10 protein-coding genes are annotated in these 16768 nt (G+C 37.1%); 1 reads left to right on the top strand and 9 read right to left on the bottom strand.

Annotated elements, in window-relative coordinates:
* Positions 1–17 precede the first annotated feature (17 nt).
* On the top strand, positions 18–2105 hold the full coding sequence (gene flhA, locus ACYIAL_RS09065) for a flagellar biosynthesis protein FlhA (protein ID WP_085247574.1): 2088 nt from the start codon (positions 18–20) through the stop codon (positions 2103–2105).
* Positions 2106–2829: 724 nt separating this feature from the next.
* On the opposite strand, the gene cas6f is transcribed toward flhA, so the two are convergent.
* The 9 genes from cas6f to carA all read right to left on the bottom strand — a co-directional run bounded on the left by cas6f (position 2830) and on the right by carA (position 16714).
* Complete coding sequence (gene cas6f / locus ACYIAL_RS09060; protein WP_483751480.1) at positions 2830–3399, bottom strand: type I-F CRISPR-associated endoribonuclease Cas6/Csy4; 570 nt, start codon at positions 3397–3399, stop codon at positions 2830–2832.
* Positions 3400–3404: 5 nt separating this feature from the next.
* Positions 3405–4415: a type I-F CRISPR-associated protein Csy3 gene (gene csy3 / locus ACYIAL_RS09055; RefSeq protein WP_483751479.1), complete on the bottom strand. Its 1011-nt coding sequence runs from the start codon at positions 4413–4415 to the stop codon at positions 3405–3407.
* Positions 4416–4450: 35 nt separating this feature from the next.
* On the bottom strand, positions 4451–5374 hold the full coding sequence (csy2, locus tag ACYIAL_RS09050) for a type I-F CRISPR-associated protein Csy2 (RefSeq protein WP_483751478.1): 924 nt from the start codon (positions 5372–5374) through the stop codon (positions 4451–4453).
* Positions 5374–6756, bottom strand: coding sequence for a type I-F CRISPR-associated protein Csy1 (gene csy1, locus ACYIAL_RS09045; protein ID WP_483751477.1), 1383 nt, complete (start codon positions 6754–6756; stop codon positions 5374–5376). Before csy1 ends, csy2 begins: the two co-directional genes overlap by 1 nt.
* A 79-nt stretch (positions 6757–6835) precedes the next feature.
* Positions 6836–7159 carry a hypothetical protein gene (locus tag ACYIAL_RS09040; protein WP_483751476.1) on the bottom strand — a complete coding sequence of 108 codons (324 nt, stop codon included), beginning with the start codon at positions 7157–7159 and terminating at the stop codon, positions 6836–6838.
* 740 nt (positions 7160–7899) lie between these two features.
* A complete protein-coding gene (gene cas3f, locus ACYIAL_RS09035) occupies positions 7900–11223 on the bottom strand; it encodes a type I-F CRISPR-associated helicase Cas3f (RefSeq protein ID WP_483751475.1) in 3324 nt (1107 codons plus the stop codon).
* The gene (gene cas1f, locus ACYIAL_RS09030) at positions 11220–12173 is read right to left on the bottom strand and encodes a type I-F CRISPR-associated endonuclease Cas1f (protein ID WP_483751474.1); all 954 of its coding nucleotides are present in this window, start codon (positions 12171–12173) and stop codon (positions 11220–11222) included. The genes cas3f and cas1f overlap by 4 nt, the downstream gene beginning before the upstream one ends.
* 165 nt (positions 12174–12338) lie before the next feature.
* On the bottom strand, positions 12339–15554 hold the full coding sequence (carB, locus tag ACYIAL_RS09025) for a carbamoyl-phosphate synthase large subunit (RefSeq protein ID WP_483751473.1): 3216 nt from the start codon (positions 15552–15554) through the stop codon (positions 12339–12341).
* A gap of 2 nt (positions 15555–15556) precedes the next feature.
* Positions 15557–16714 carry a glutamine-hydrolyzing carbamoyl-phosphate synthase small subunit gene (gene carA, locus ACYIAL_RS09020; RefSeq protein ID WP_483751472.1) on the bottom strand — a complete coding sequence of 386 codons (1158 nt, stop codon included), beginning with the start codon at positions 16712–16714 and terminating at the stop codon, positions 15557–15559.
* Positions 16715–16768 lie beyond the last annotated feature (54 nt).

Genomic DNA, 16768 nt, shown 5'->3' with positions numbered 1-16768 from the left:
AGGCAATTACTCATCTTATGATTAAATCTAAACTACTTACATTATTATCGCTTAATACGTTAAAAAATGGCCATTATCAGATATTGGCAGGTCCAATGCTAATCTTATTGATTCTTTCAATGATGGTATTACCACTTCCTGCCTTTATTTTGGATCTGTTTTTTACGTTTAATATTGCTTTATCAATTATTATCCTGATAGTGGCTTTATTCACTAAACGAGTGCTCGATTTTGCAGCATTTCCGACCGTTTTATTATTTGCAACGTTATTAAGATTATCATTAAACGTTGCCTCAACACGAGTCGTTTTACTAAAAGGTCACACCGGCAGCGCTGCGGCTGGACGGGTGATTGAAGCTTTTGGACACTTTTTAGTAGGCGGTAATTTTGCTATTGGTATTGTCGTATTTATCATTTTGGTTATCATCAACTTTATGGTTATCACCAAAGGGGCAGGTAGAATAGCTGAAGTGGGTGCACGCTTTGCATTAGACGGCATGCCAGGCAAACAAATGGCCATTGACGCCGATCTCAATGCCGGCTTAATTGGTGAAGATGAAGCCAAAGCACGTCGAGCCGAAGTATCCCAAGAAGCAGATTTTTATGGTTCGATGGATGGTGCCAGTAAATTTGTACGTGGTGATGCAATTGCCGGATTATTAATAATGGCCATTACCATTATTGGCGGCTTGCTCGTTGGGGTTGTGCAACATGATATGGCGCTATCTGATGCAAGTAAAACCTATGTGTTACTGACCATTGGTGATGGCTTGGTTGCACAAATACCGTCCCTAATTATTTCAACAGCAGCAGGGGTTATTGTTACGCGAGTTACATCGCAAGATAACATTAGTAATCAAATGATTACCCAGCTTTTTAACAATCCGCAAGTATTAATTTTAACCGCTGTTGTAATTGGTTTACTTGGGCTAATTCCGGGCATGCCAAATTTAGTTTTTTTACTCTTTACTGCTATCTTATCCATTATCTCTTGGTGGCTAACTAAACAGAAAAAAACAGAACAGACAGCCGCACCTAAACAAGCTAATGTGCAAGCAACCACGCCGGCCAATATTGAAGCGACATGGTCTGATGTCAATATTGAAGATATATTAGCCATGGAAGTGGGTTATGGATTAATACCAATGGTTGATCAAACTCAAAATGGAGAGTTGTTAGGGCGAATTCGTAGTTTACGCAAAAAATTTGCGCAAACACTGGGTTTTTTACCCCCACAGGTGCATATAAGAGACAATCTTTCGTTAGCACCTTATCAATATAAAATATTTATCAAAGGCGGGGAAATTGGCAAAGGTGAAATTGTGAATAATAAATGGCTAGCCATTAATCCCGGCAATGTCATCGAAACGATTGAAGGCACACCAACAACTGAGCCCGCCTTTGGGTTACCAGCGGTATGGATAGATGCAAGTGATAAAGAAAATGCACAAATATTAGGTTATACTGTTGTGGATACCAGTACTATGATCGCAACACACTTCAACCATTTATTACAACAATTTGCTAGTGACTTATTAGGACGCTTAGAAACCCAAGAACTACTCGATAGAATAAAACAGGATATTCCAAAATTAGTAGAAGACTTTATTCCAGGCGTTGTGACATTAACCACCTTTCATAAAATACTGCAAAATTTAATCGCCGAAAAAGTGTCAATTCGAGATATGCGAACTATTATTGAAACAATCTGTGAACATGCGCCAACTCAAAATGATGCTTATCAGCTACTTAGTATGGTAAGAATAGCTTTAGGTAGAGTTATTACACAACAATGGTTCCCAGGCTCTGACCCAATTAATGTCATAGGATTAAATATCAATTTAGAACGTTTGTTATTACAAGCGCTGCAAAATACCAGCAATTTTGAACCGGGACTTGCCGAACACATTATTGAACAAATCAGACAAGCCATTAATCAACAAGATGCCATCGGCGCTCCACCGGTATTATTAGTTAATCATGCATTAAGACCGATGTTATCGCAATTTTTAAGACCTAACTTTCCTCAATTAGTGGTGCTATCGAATTTAGAAATTACCGATAATCGAGAGATAAAAATGACTTCGCAAGTTGGGGCTGAATAGTAATGCTGTTATGCTAATAATGTGTAGTAATTACTCACATTATTTACAGTAATTAGAAAAAATACGGTCATAAATATCGATAAAAAACCAAAATAATGCCATATCACAGACAAGAGGTATGGCGCGATATCATAAAGAAAACTAACCGTCACTGATTTAGCTAAACGTTTTATGGTCAGTCATTTGACCATCTATAACGTGCTAAAGCAAACTCAATGAAAGCTATCTATCCCCCTTAACCCGTGAGAACCTGATAAAACCATCGGTTATGGAATTAAACGTTTGGTTAAAGTTGAACGGTTCACTTTTTAGGTGATATTTTTTGTAAAAAATATTCAGGATTCTATACCGTTTCAAGCTTAAGAAAGCCGAAAAAAGAGATACACGCTTTAATTGAAATATTGAAGTTACAATAATGACACGATTTAAATATGAGCGTTTTTTAAACTGCCTATACGGCATTGAAGCTTGACCAGCATCTATATATTTATTGCACTTATTTCTAAACTGCCTATACGGCATTGAAGTTGACGAAGACGTTTTTTTTGCTGAAATACTTTTTCTAAACTGCCTATACGGCATTGAAGTAGAATTTTATCTCAATAGTTCCTTATTACAAAAGAGCATATTGCACTTTACCCAATTTTTACCCTTTTTTTGTCTCTATTCTAATATCAATAATAATCAATATGTTAAAATCATCCTCAAAAAAAGGGTTAGAAATTTAAAAATCAGGAACCGTTGCGGTTTGGCTTAGTCCATAGCTATTAAATTTGCCTTGTACTGGCTCTAGGCATTTTTCTTGCTTTATCCACAAAATAAATTTTTGCCCTGTACTTTTACTATGCAAATGAAAGTGTGGATATTGCAAATGAACGCTTCCCCACTTTTCAATCATTTTATTTTTTACTTCAGGTGTCCATTTTCCTTGTGCTGTTAATCGTTTTTCGGCACGCTTTAATGCACTTTGACCTTTCGGATTAACACGGCTAAAACGTAAATAGCCTTTTATCGTCGTCGGTACGGTTTTGATAGGCATCGGTAAGGCATAATCACGAATTGATGATTTTTGCTGTATATCTGCTTTAAGGTTTTGCAACTCCTGCTCGGTGCCCAATAGGCGAATCACTCCGCCTAATGTTTGGTGCACTCTGTAACAAGGAAAGCTAATTGCGATATTGCCTTGGTGATTGACCAAAATTTGGTGTAATGATTGCATCACTTGATTCATTACATCCACTTCGGTTATCTCAATTTGCGAAATGGCTCGCAACTCTAAATAGTGTGAGTGCATCTTATTTACTCCTTACCGCTGGCCCCAAATACACCACCACGAATTAATACCGCAATCACATAATGTTGCTGATCAAGCGCTGGTTTTTCGCCTTTTAAAACCCAATTATCAAATAGGGTATAAAAGTCTGATTTCTGTTTTGGTTGGCGGAAAGCATGCCCCATTGAAGTGACTGAGCCATACGGTTCTATCGCTATTGGAAATTGTGCATTATCTTCATACCAAGTATCGATAGTTCGGATAGCATTACTGACTTTTTGTGAATGCATGGCGGCTTGTTGGTTCTTCTCATACAATACTTTACTTTTAGTTTTGCCAGTATCTAGGATTAATTCTTGTGATGGATAGACTTCTTGACCTAAGCCCATTTTCAGTTTGGCTTCAACGTTAAAAATCACAAACTCTTTACCGGATAATCCAGCTTCAATCAGTTTAGCAAGATCATTTACCGATTTATCATCATAATCAAATACATTAAGCTGGTATTGTTTAACATCGCTGACTTCAATGAATGGTTTTTTATCATTTTTTCGAGTAACTGAAAGGCTAATGTGCTCCGCGGTCATACGATTACGCCATAACCAACGACCATTTAAGATATTAATGGCATAACGCTTAGCCAAGTTAAGCATTCCTTGCGTTTGAATATAATCCTGCGTTGTTTTTTCTAGTTCTTTTTGATATTCGATATCATTACACACGGAAGGTTTACCTAAAAATGGCAACACTTTACAGCTCCATGTCACGACCAAAGTATCTTTATCGGCATCTAACGCAGCAACATCAACTGTTTGTAAATTTGGCTTTTGTATTTCAGCATCTAATTTGGTTGGATCGTTTGCAACTGCATTTTTAAGACGATTTGAAATAGTGCCTCGCACTGATTTTTCAGTGACTGTAACAGGAGATAATTTATTGGAATCCCTATTATCTTGCTGTGCAAAAATCGCATCAGAAATATCAAAACTACGTTCAAAAGCAAGTACGCTGGCGGTGGTGATTTTATCTTTACTCATAATGTATTCCTTATTCTATAATTTTCTAAATTTACTTAATTGGTTTCTTGATTAATAACATAAATTTCTGCATCATTAGATTGCAACTCACTGCATTTATAACGCCAAAAAGCCTGTGATAAATTCTCTTTCAAGCGTAAAGGAAAGACCCATTTACCAAGCCCATAAATACACTCCACAAATTGCGTGGCATGCTCATTACTGCGCGCATGTTCAACCTTACCGGCTGAAAATAGTGGCGAAATAGCTTGATAGCCCAAATGTAAAGGCACAAGCCAACCGCGCCCTTGTTTAACTGATGTAGTTTGCCAATGATCTTTTTCTTGAGGATGATGATGTAACATTGCAGTTTCAATCAAGGCATCAAGCGCTGTAGCATTAGGATCTTGTTGCTGTAATTTCGCAGTGATATCTTGTAAATCTTGTGGTGCCTCAACCAAAACAAATGCGGGTAATAGTGCATTGATTAAGTGTTTATTTGATTCTGATGCAGAATATAGCGCGACTGATTCAATATCGACAACCTGCCCACCAGCAACACGTTGCTGGTAAAGTTTTTGTTTCATCTGTTGGATGAATACTTGCTGCTCATCTGCATCATCTAATGTTTCACGATCTTCAATTTTTACCTCAACAAGCAATGAAACATCTAGATGAACTCGCCCTTCTTCAATAATTGAACGAGTACTACCATTTTTAGCTAGTGGATTGCGTGTTAATCGAAAAGTATAATCCGCATAGTTGTTTGGTCGATAAACTTGTACATCACATTCATGACATGCAATTAACACGCCATCTAAGTAAATAGGATTTTCTGATTCAATTTTACGACTTAAAGCATGAATAGCACCCAAAAACCCCGAAATAGCAGGGAATCCATACGTTAATGGGCTAGAAATTGCATTGGCATTATGGATTTTGACATGATCAAATAATAAATAATAACGTAATGATGCCATTAGAAAATCCCCTCCCGTTTACGTTGACTTGCTTTTACCGCTGCACTAAATTCACGGCGCCATTCACTAAATTCAGGATCGGCAAATTGCTGTTTAATATTTTTAAATTTTTCTTTTAAAGCATTTTGAACCCAATTTGCAAAACTTTTTTCTAAACTTTGCTGCCAATCACCTTGTTCATACTGGTTTTTAAAATCCTCTTCATTCTCTAATTGGGCTCGCTGTGGATCAAGCCAAAGTTTTTCATTAAAATTAAGTGAATAATCACGACTCCAACCTGCTGGTTGAGTAGTTTGAATATGGCGAGCAAACTTAAGTAGTAATGATAAAATCACCGCAAACGCATCTTTACGATCATCTCGTTCTTCTACAATATTTTTTGGTGCTTCAACCATATCAAACAGTAATTTAAAACCAAATCGGCAGAAATATTGCAATGTATGATTGAAAATAGTTTCTTGTTGTTTGCCTACCATTGGAAATGGCGAGTTTTTGAATTTAGGAGGTATGGAAGGCAATAAAAAATTACGCCCCATTTGACTACCAATAAGTTGGCTTGCATTTTGAGCATTACTGCCACCAAGCCTAACAACAGCCAGCTCGTGAAAAGAAAAATAAGGTTGATGCTCAACATCCTTTTTTCGGCGCAGTTCTCGTGCATTTTTATTTTCTTCCGAAAATCGTGTTTGTACCTTTTTATAAACTAAATGGCACAAAGCACTAGGATGCAGTGGAATCAGTAAGCGATAATTATTTTCATGCTGTGACAAATAAGTTTCTTCACTATTCGGCCAGAAAAATTGCTTATTAAGTTCCGAAGCCTGCGCATCACTCCAATTATCTCTAAGTAACTGCTGAAAATTTTCCAAATAAAGAGCAGATTTATTTTTATCATCAGATAAAGCTTCTTGAACAGCAGGGTGATTATTAATAATAAGCTGTAAAATTGTTATATCATTTTTAACAGTTTGATTTAGTAATCCAAATATATCTAAGGATGCAGCGCTACCTGTTGCATCAAAAGGCAGGACATTTACTGTAGAAGATGATACAAAATTACCTAAAGTATTAGGTTTTACCTGAGTATTATAATTAGCATTACAAGCCTTAGAGCTAGGGTGAATTCCCTTGGAGAGATGCGTTGCGATAAGAAGCCATGAAATACGACGAATAGCCGCATCTTCCATCCACGTTTCAAAATCAAACCTTTTAGCAAGTTCAGCTAACTTTTGCTGAGCTTCATTCACTGCGACCTGATCGCCTGCTTCTTTTGCTTTTTCTAGCTTAGCGGTTTCACTTTTATAGCTACTATTATTGGCAAGTCGCTGTTGCAGAAAATCTAAAATTACTTTTCTTATATCTTGCCAAGAAATATTATTCATTGCCCCTCCTCCTTATGTTTCTCATAATTTAAAAGCCCAAAAAGGCTTATATACAATGATATAAGCCTTTTATTTAATATTATGCTACTTTATATTTTAGATATAAATTTAATATATTTAATGCATCACGGTTATAAATCCATTCGTTATGAGAATTAAAATATCGATACTGAGATTGTTCAAGTCCCAATTTCTTAATTAAGTATTCAACTTCTTTAGTCGTCGAAATATTCAGAACTTTCATTAGATCTTGAATTGAATAATATTTAAACTGACGAGAGAATTCGATATTTACTTCATCATTAGCTGCTGAAGTATTAATATCTAACTTTTTTAAGTGAGATAACTGAATATTTTCAATTGAAATTTGACATTGAATTTTTAACATTTTATTCTTAAGCATAATTTTGTCCTCCTAATTATGCACGGTTGATAAAATTCTAAACCTCAGATGCTGCAACATCCGGGGTTTTTTTGTATTTAATACTATAATTTTGTAGTACGTTGTTATGTAACTTAACATTACATTTACGTAATATAACTATGTATAAAAATCAAGTCAAGAAATTTAAAAAATAAAAAAATATAATAGGGAATACAAAATCACACAAATATAATAATTATATGATTAATAATAAAAAAAATTATTCAGTAAATATATAAATCGACATTCAAAAAAAATTAATATTTCCAAACCATTTACACAGCAATATAAACAATTTTAATAATTATATAATTTTTTATTATTTATGATTGTTAAAATTTTAAACACAAGATGCAGACACATACGGGGTTACCCGTATTTAACGTTACAATTTTGTTGTACGCCGTCATGTAAATTAAATTACATTTTTGTAATATATCTATATAAAAAAGCAAAATATTTATTAAATATAAAATTTAATAGGGAAAATAAAAAACACTATAAATTAACGATTAAGAATGAAAACCGCCTATTCGGCGGTGAATGTAGAATGTATAATCAATATTTGAAAAAATTTAATATTTCTAAACTGCTTATACAGCAGCGTCACCAAGTATAAAAGAATTACCTCACTTTTACTAGCAACCATTATTCACCTGACAATATTTTGTCAAAAAGTTTCAGGTAACTATGTGTTTCAGTATAAAAACAAGATTCTTTTATTCTTGCTTTTTATAAAATCCAAAGCAAGGATGAAAATACCAACTACAATTACGATATAAGCTTACGCTACAAAATTCATTCGCTAATCGATATGGCGTTTTATTTGGGAAATATTCGGCTATTTTTGCTATGGCTTGCTCGACACTATTAATTAGCCAAGGTTGGATGCTAGGATTAGCAAGTGACCAGTTTTTATATTCAATTATACTATTTTGGGTATCTTTACAGCAGTCATCTGGTGTTTGCCATGCGATATCTGCATAGCTAAATTGGTAATTTCCATCATCGTCAAGTTGGCAAATATATTCATCTTGTGTCTTATCATTCCCTCTAAATGGCGAAATCGCCTGTAAATGCACACAATGGTGATGGGCTAAGCCTTGTTGCCAATAGCTGGTCACATAATTACTTTTACGGGCATTAATCGCAAACAGATCTGCCATGACCTTATGTTCTAGTTCGGCAAGAGTCAGCCCATCTTCTGGGCAAGACTGAATACGTGGAACCGCATCAATATTTACTAACTGATGCCCAGGAATTAGTTCATTTGTTTTATGGGTTTTCAGCAAGAATAATGGCTTTTCTTCAAAACCTGGTTTAGTAAAACAGGCTTGATCCGTACGATATTTAGATTCAATTGCTTTTAAATTCGATCCTAATATGGCCACATTGGCCTTTTGTGCAATTTTTTGTGGTCGGTGACGCCATACCCGTCCAACTAACTGAATAATAGATCGCATGGATGATGGTTCTACAATTGCCCAATCATAATCGTGATCGCGCCCAACTTCGGTGACTGGCGTGCCTATCACAATAAAGATATGGTTTTCTTTCTTGCTACTTTTTATAGCCTGGAAAATTTCGGGTTGGCTAAATAGTGCTTGTTCATCACTGCGATTTAAAATTCTATCGAGCTTTTCTTCTAATTGACTACGTAATAACAGCAGTTGCCGAGCATGATAGACCACGATATGAAAAGCGGTATCATTAGGTAACTTCGTTTGTGCATAAATTTGTTCTGTAAGTGAAATAACATCTTCTATATGGGCAAAACGCATTAAACCGATACTTACTTTTTTTTGTGATTTTTTATCAATTTGATGATGATCTTGGTGAAATTGATAAGCTTGATCTAATAGTTGCTTAGCCAGTACAGTATAATTGAGTTTTTGGTTTTCTGTTTTATTTTCTTGGTAATTTAGTAGATCCAAAATATGCCCTTTACGGCGGATTGCACTTTGTGCTAATTGATGAATGCGTGTTGCTACAAATTGTTGATGGTGCTCGCTAAACGTTTTAGTATCAGCAATTTGTGATATCGACTGTTGATATTCATCAAACCAGCCACATACAATGGTATTATCGGCATATTGGTTATTTTGATTCCAAATTTTTCGCCCGGCTTGGTAAGCGTCAAATAATCCGGCAATTAAATCTGGTGTTAAGGTTGCCGATGACAGTAGTACTTTGCTCCCAAACAATCCAGCTAAATGCACTAAACGCGCCAGCGCTGGCAAATCGTGTTGATCAAAATCATCCGGCTCATCTAAAATCAGGTCTGAGGTTAACAACCTTAGTGTGGGTGCAATATATTTACCGCCTCGCGTACATTCGCTCGCTTGGATAATATGGTCAATAGTGCATGTCACAATGGGCGCATAGAGTAATTGTCTTGCTTTGCTGTTTTCGATAATGGTACCTAATTCACAATCAGCAATACCACTTTCTGCTACATCAATATATTCATCAAGTAACGATTCGATAGATTCACTACCTTGGTTTTCTGAACTTTTTGCAGAATCGTTTTGTTGTATTTCTTCATTACTTAGCTCAAACAAGGTTTTTGTGGCTCGCCCACCCACTAAAATTGCCAGATGTTCATCACTTAAGTGTAATCTTTCTCTTAATGCTTTACCTGTTTGCAACGTTAAAACACGTAATCCCAACGCGATGGTAAAACGCACGCCCCATTTAGGATTTGAAAGCGCATACATTATTCGCCCATTGGCTAAGGTTTTACCGCAGCCAGTCGATGCCATATTCACGCCAAAAAAGCCACACTCATCAGATATTGGTTGATAACTTTTCGCTAAATCAAAAGCATGATTTTGCCATTGAAATCGTTTTACACTTGTCCGTTTGGTAAAGGGTTTATGCTGATTAATTGCTGGTAATTCTGTGATTATTTTAGGTAATAAACGAGCAAAGCGGGCTGAAAAATTAGCAACACCAATTAAATGATCATCTAAACGTTGCTTCGCTTTTTTCAGGTAATTGGTATTGGCAATTAAGATTGCTTTATGTTTTTCGGCTTCTTCATTTGCTAAAGATAAACTTGAGTAGTTATGATCAGCCAACATTAAGCTTAAACGCGAAATATGCAATAAAAACGCGTCAATATTAGACAATTGCATTAAAGGCACATGATTTAAGGCTTTGGCTGCATAACGGCTTAGTTTTTTCAGCCAAGGCTGACTTAAGGTAATATCGCTTTTAAGCTGCCAAAAATCGTTGGGTGAAGTGTGTTGACTATGACTATTTTTAACCCATTTATCAATTGCCTTAAATGTTTTATAAAAACTTCGGACAGTTAAACCAGATATATCAAAATCTATTTTCTGTAAATTTTTAATATCCCCCGTTAATGAATCTTGTAAAAACGGCATTCTATGATGTGACACAATGAGCCACGCAATCCATTGTGCCAATAATGGTAACTGCGTAAGATCATTTTTTTCAACTTTGGTAAGCTGCTTGTACCAATTAGGATGTTGCTGTTGATATTGAGTAAAATGCGCTAATCGATTAAATAAGGCTTCGTTGGTGGTGCAGTCTTGAATCATTAATAAAAATAATTGCAACGAAATCCATTCATGTCGATAAGGATCAGCCGCCACAACCGTTTCTGCTCGTAATTTAGATTGAAAACCAATCGTTGCTTTACCTAAATCATGAAGTAGAGCCGCTATGGTTGTAATTAATTGAATGGTGGTTGCATATTGCCAACAATTTTCGCTATCACTGCGTAAAATATTACGTTTAGTACGATTAGTTGGGACTCGTCCCTCTTGATTAAACTGACTGCGATCGCCCACAATCCACAAAAGATCAGTTAAATTTTTACCATGTGTCCAATAACATGCAACAGCAGTATTTTTTCGTGCAGTTTTGCGTAATAATTTATAAAGCGTTTGTAACCCAGTTTCGGTCATTGGGCTTTGCCATGTCCGTTCACCGCAGCGCTCAGCAAACTGATCGATAATCCGCCGTGTTTCGGTTAAGGCGTTCTTTTTGCATTGACTAACAAGTAAAATATTCATATTTGAGCTGCTATCTGTTTTAAAGTATCAATAATCCTATCAAGTGCACCTAATTGGGCAAATTGCGCAATACATGCCATACGAAATTCTTTTTCACTGTCGCCTTGTTTGGCTGATAAAAAAGCTTGAGGTAATACAATGCCATCTTTAATAATATCTGCCGCATCAAAAACTAAGCCACCACGCCTAGTTTTTCCGTGTAAAATAGCCAGCCCATGTGGTAAACCTAATACCCAACAAGCCGTTGCGCCAAGGCCATAGGCTAAATAGTTACCATGATCTAAAAATTGATTAGCGGGATCATGACTTTTACCTCGTGTGCCTTGTTCTCGTTTAAATTTGTCATCTTGTAAGGTTAATTGATTTGCCATGCCATAAAGACGTTTGCTAATTCGCCCTTCTGCGGCTAAAAGTGCTTGGCTATTATCAACATCGGTAAATTGTTGTGTTGCATCAGTAAGAATATGCGCTAACTTCGTTGTATCAACATCCCAATCAAATTGCGGCCAACATTCACTAATAATATTAAGCCGTGTTTGTTGTAATAATTTAGCTGCTTGTAATCGACGTTTGTCATCAAACCAAAATTGACACCAACTTTGTAGGTATTGTGTCGGACGATATTCACTTTGTGGTGAAAAAAACTGACAGGCAAATTCAGATTCGGTTGATGAAAATAGAGGCGTTCCACCTCCACCACAAAAACCAATCATAACACCTGCTCGTGAAAGCTCTCGCACTGCCGCTTGCGTCAATGATGTTCCCGTACCTAATAAAATACAGGTGGTATTTGCTATTGGGATATTCCAATATAACGACTGCTGACCTTGCTCAGTCACATACTCAACTCGTCCACCATTAACCAAAACACGACAATGTTCTAAATAATAAATATTGGCTCGCTTGGAATGCATGATCGTTTTTAGATCAGAAGAATGAATCATATCCATGATGATAACTGATTAAATTAATTGAAATATAGCCAATAAATTAACATTATTTTATATGAAAAACGAGCATTTTATTGTCTATTACGAGCAATTGAGTGATTGCAAAGTTATTAGATTATGGCGGGGATTTTTAAAGACGAGCGATGCTCGTCTTTATCTTTGTGATTAGCAATAAAGGTGCTGTAATGGCGTTACAGTTTGTGCTGGATCGTAATCTAGCGCTGCAGTTGTAGCATAAGCAGCATTCATGGTGGTATCGTAATGTACCTTATATTGAATGGCACTTCGACGCAATATTTTTGACGCTTCAATGGCTGCTCGTCCAGAAGTGGTATTAAGAATGTAGCTATATTCGCCATTTTTTATATGGTCATGGATATTTGGTCGCCCTTCGTTTTCTTTTTTTACAATTTGGCATGGTATATCTGCTTGTTGTAACACTTTTGCCGTGCCGATAGTTGCATCGATACTAAATCCATACGCAATTAATCGTTTAGCAACTTCTAACAGCCTTGTTTTATCCTGATCACGAACCGATAATAATGCTTTTCCTGATTTTTTCATATTCGATAGGCTACCAAGTTGCGCTTTAGCAAAGGCTTCAGCAAAGGTTTTACCGATTCCCATCACTTCCCCCGTTGAGCGCATTTCTGGACCTAAGATTGGATCAACACCACTGAATTTATTAAATGGCAATACCACTTCTTTTACCGAATAATAAGCTGGAATCACCTCTTTAGTCACATTTTGCTTAGCAAGCGATTGCCCTGTCATCACGCGAGCGGCAATTTTAGCCAGTGGTAAACCTGTTGCTTTTGAGACAAACGGTACGGTACGTGCTGCACGAGGATTAATTTCAATCAGATAAATTTGGTTATCTTTGATGGCAAATTGTCCATTCATTAAGCCTTTTACATTAAGTTCAAGTGCCAATTGTTTGGCCTGCTGTCGTAGTTTGTCTAAAATCTCTGCACTTAAGGTGTGAGTTGGCAGTGAGCAAGCGGAATCACCAGAGTGAATGCCTGCTTGTTCAATATGTTCCATAATGCCACCAATCACAATTTGTTCGCCATCAGCAATCACATCAATATCAACTTCAATGGCATCATCTAAAAAGTGATCGAGTAAAACAGGCGCATTATTTGATTCACTTACGGCTGTTTTAAAATAACGGCGTAAATCTTGTTCATTATAAACAATTTCCATTGCGCGACCTCCTAATACATAAGAAGGTCTAACCACTAATGGATAACCTATTTTTTCTGCTTTGATGACTGCCTCATTAATATCAGTCACTGTTGCGTTGACAGGTTGTTTTAATTTCAGTTTATCGACGACTTCTTGAAAGCGTTTGCGATCTTCGGCTTTATCGATAGCGTCAGGTGAGGTACCAATAATTGGTAGCCCAGCTGCTTCAAGTGCACGGGCGAGTTTTAGTGGTGTTTGTCCACCATATTGCACGATAACACCATTTGGCTTTTCAACATGCGCAATCTCAAGCACATCTTCAAGCGTGACTGGCTCAAAATAGAGGCGATCAGAAGTATCATAATCGGTTGACACAGTTTCTGGGTTACAGTTAACCATAATGGTTTCATAACCATCCTCACGCAGAGCTAATGCCGCATGCACACAGCAATAATCAAACTCAATACCTTGACCAATTCGATTAGGACCACCACCTAGGATCATAATTTTTTTACGGTTAAATTGAGGATTGGCTTCACACTCTTGCTCATAGGTTGAATAAAGGTAAGCAGTATCCGTTGCAAATTCAGCCGCACAGGTATCTACCCGTTTATAAACGGGATGAATATGATATTGATAACGTAAATCGCGAACCGATTGCTCGGTGGTATTAAGTAGTTTGGCAATGCGTAAATCTGAAAAACCTTTACGTTTTAATTGCCATAATGTTTCTGGATCGAGTTGTGCAAGTGACTGCTCTTTTAGCTTGTTTTCAAAATTAACCAGCTCTTCAATTTGCATTAAAAACCAACGATCTATATTGGTTAATGTAAAAATCTCATCTAAACTCAATCCAGCCCTAAAGGCATCGGCAATATACCAAATACGATCGGCGCCCGCTTCTTGGAGTTCATAACGAATTTTGGTGATATTTTTTTCATCGGTATAATCATCAATTTTAGGATCAAATCCTGAAGCGCCAACCTCAAGCCCTCGCAATGCTTTTTGTAATGATTCTTGAAAGGTACGCCCAATAGCCATGACTTCACCAACCGATTTCATTTGCGTGGTTAAACGATCGTTACAACCAGCAAACTTTTCAAAATTAAAGCGTGGGATTTTAGTGACCACATAATCAATCGACGGTTCAAATGAGGCAGGTGTTTTACCACCTGTAATATCATTCGATAATTCATCGAGTGTATAACCAACTGCCAACTTAGCAGCAATTTTAGCAATTGGAAAGCCAGTAGCTTTAGAAGCTAACGCTGATGAACGTGATACTCGCGGATTCATCTCAATAACAATTAATCGCCCGGTTTTAGGATCAACCGAGAATTGTACATTGGAGCCACCAGTTTCAACGCCAATTTCACGCAGTACGGCAATTGATGCATTACGCATGATTTGATACTCTTTATCCGTCAATGTTTGTGCTGGCGCAACGGTAATTGAATCACCGGTGTGAATACCCATTGGATCGAAGTTTTCAATTGAGCAAACAATAATGCAATTGTCATTTTTGTCTCGCACCACTTCCATTTCGTACTCTTTCCAGCCTATCAATGATTCATCGATGAGCAGTTCATTAGTCGGTGAAAGATCGAGCCCACGGGTACAGATTTCTTCAAATTCTTCTGTGTTATACGCAATTCCGCCCCCCGTTCCTCCCATGGTAAAAGACGGGCGAATAATACAGGGAAAACCAACCTGCTCAAGAACGGCATAAGCTTCTTTAAGTGAATGAGCAATACCCGATCGTGCAGTATCAAGACCTATTTTTTTCATAGCCTCATCAAACCGTTTGCGATCTTCGGCTTTATCTATAGCATCGGCTGTTGCGCCAATCATTTCGACATTAAACTCTTTTAATACGCCTTGCTTTTCGAGCTCTAATGCACAATTTAGCGCTGTTTGCCCGCCCATAGTCGGTAAAATAGCATCGGGTCTTTCTTGTTCAATAATCTTGCGAACACATGTCCAATGAATTGGCTCGATATAAGTGGCATCAGCCATTTCAGGATCCGTCATGATAGTGGCAGGATTGGAGTTAACTAAAATAACGCGATAGCCTTCTTCACGTAGCGCCTTACAGGCCTGTGCACCCGAATAATCAAATTCACATGCTTGACCAATAACAATTGGGCCTGCGCCAATAATTAATATACTGTTGATATCTGTTCGCTTAGCCATAATTATTGCTCCTGCTTATAAATTTTAATTAAGTCAATAAAGTGATCAAAAAGAGGTGCGGCATCATGTGGCCCGGGACTGGCTTCTGGGTGACCTTGAAAACTAAAAGCTGGTTTGTAATTGTGATGAATACCTTGCAGTGAACCATCAAATAGTGATTTATGAGTGGCTCTTAGATGAGCAGGTAAACTTGTTTCATCTACCGCAAAACCATGATTTTGGGCGGTGATCATCACCCGATTATTTTCAAGATCTTTAACGGGGTGATTTCCGCCATGGTGACCAAACTTCATTTTAATCGTTTTAGCACCACATGCCAGCGCTAAAAGTTGATGACCTAAGCAGATGCCAAAGATAGGAATGTCAGTATTTAAAAACTGCTTAATAGCCTCAATTGCATAACGGCAAGGGGCTGGATCACCTGGGCCATTAGATAAAAATATGCCATCTGGCTTTAATGCAAGGACTTCTTCTGCTGTCGTTTTGGCTGGTACGACAGTTAATTTACAACCACGCTCAACTAACATGCGCAGGATATTGCGTTTTACGCCAAAATCATAAGCAACAACATGATATGGTAATTGGTTTTCTGGTATTGGATTGGGCTGTTGTTGCCTTGTCCATATGCCTTGAGTCCAAATATAACTTGTTGAACACGTCACTTCTTTAGCTAAATCAAGCCCACTTAATCCTTTAAAATTTATTGCCTGTTGTTTGGCTATTTCGGCTTTTTCAAGTAAGGTCTTTTTATCCGTTGATGTTATGATAACACCATGCTGTGCTCCTTTTTCACGCAAAATACGCGTTAAGCGCCGCGTATCAATATCGGCAATGGCAATAACATTATGCTTTTTTAAATAGCTGGAAAGATCGAGTTCGCTTCGGTAATTGCTGGCTAATAATGGCAAATCACGAATAATCAACCCTTTTGCATAAACTTGGCTGGATTCGGCATCATCATCATTTGTTCCGACATTACCAATATGAGGATAGGTCAGTGTAACCAATTGTTCGCAGTAAGAGGGATCGGTAAGGATTTCTTGATAGCCGGTCATGGAGGTGTTAAATACTACTTCACCAACAGTGTGCCCCTCAGCACCAACTGACTTTCCGATAAATTGTGAACCATCTTGTAACATAAGGAGGGCATAAGTTTGCATGATAAAAAAGACCTTTTGAATAAATTATCGTTATTTTTGAATATAAATTCAAAT

This window comes from Gilliamella sp. X-57 (genome assembly GCF_057063565.1).
The sequence above is the reverse complement of the archived record's forward strand: the minus strand, read 5'-3'. Positions and strand labels throughout refer to the sequence as shown.

Excerpts from the sequence above, each read along its gene's own strand:
- flhA (WP_085247574.1), top strand. The coding sequence starts at position 18 with ATGATTAAATCTAAACTACTTACATTATTATCGCTTAATACGTTAAAA.
- cas6f (WP_483751480.1), bottom strand. The coding sequence starts at position 3,399 with ATGCACTCACACTATTTAGAGTTGCGAGCCATTTCGCAAATTGAGATA.
- csy3 (WP_483751479.1), bottom strand. The coding sequence starts at position 4,415 with ATGAGTAAAGATAAAATCACCACCGCCAGCGTACTTGCTTTTGAACGT.
- csy2 (WP_483751478.1), bottom strand. The coding sequence starts at position 5,374 with ATGGCATCATTACGTTATTATTTATTATTTGATCATGTCAAAATCCAT.
- csy1 (WP_483751477.1), bottom strand. The coding sequence starts at position 6,756 with ATGAATAATATTTCTTGGCAAGATATAAGAAAAGTAATTTTAGATTTT.
- ACYIAL_RS09040 (WP_483751476.1), bottom strand. The coding sequence starts at position 7,159 with ATGCTTAAGAATAAAATGTTAAAAATTCAATGTCAAATTTCAATTGAA.
- cas3f (WP_483751475.1), bottom strand. The coding sequence starts at position 11,223 with ATGAATATTTTACTTGTTAGTCAATGCAAAAAGAACGCCTTAACCGAA.
- cas1f (WP_483751474.1), bottom strand. The coding sequence starts at position 12,173 with ATGGATATGATTCATTCTTCTGATCTAAAAACGATCATGCATTCCAAG.
- carB (WP_483751473.1), bottom strand. The coding sequence starts at position 15,554 with ATGGCTAAGCGAACAGATATCAACAGTATATTAATTATTGGCGCAGGC.
- carA (WP_483751472.1), bottom strand. The coding sequence starts at position 16,714 with ATGCAAACTTATGCCCTCCTTATGTTACAAGATGGTTCACAATTTATC.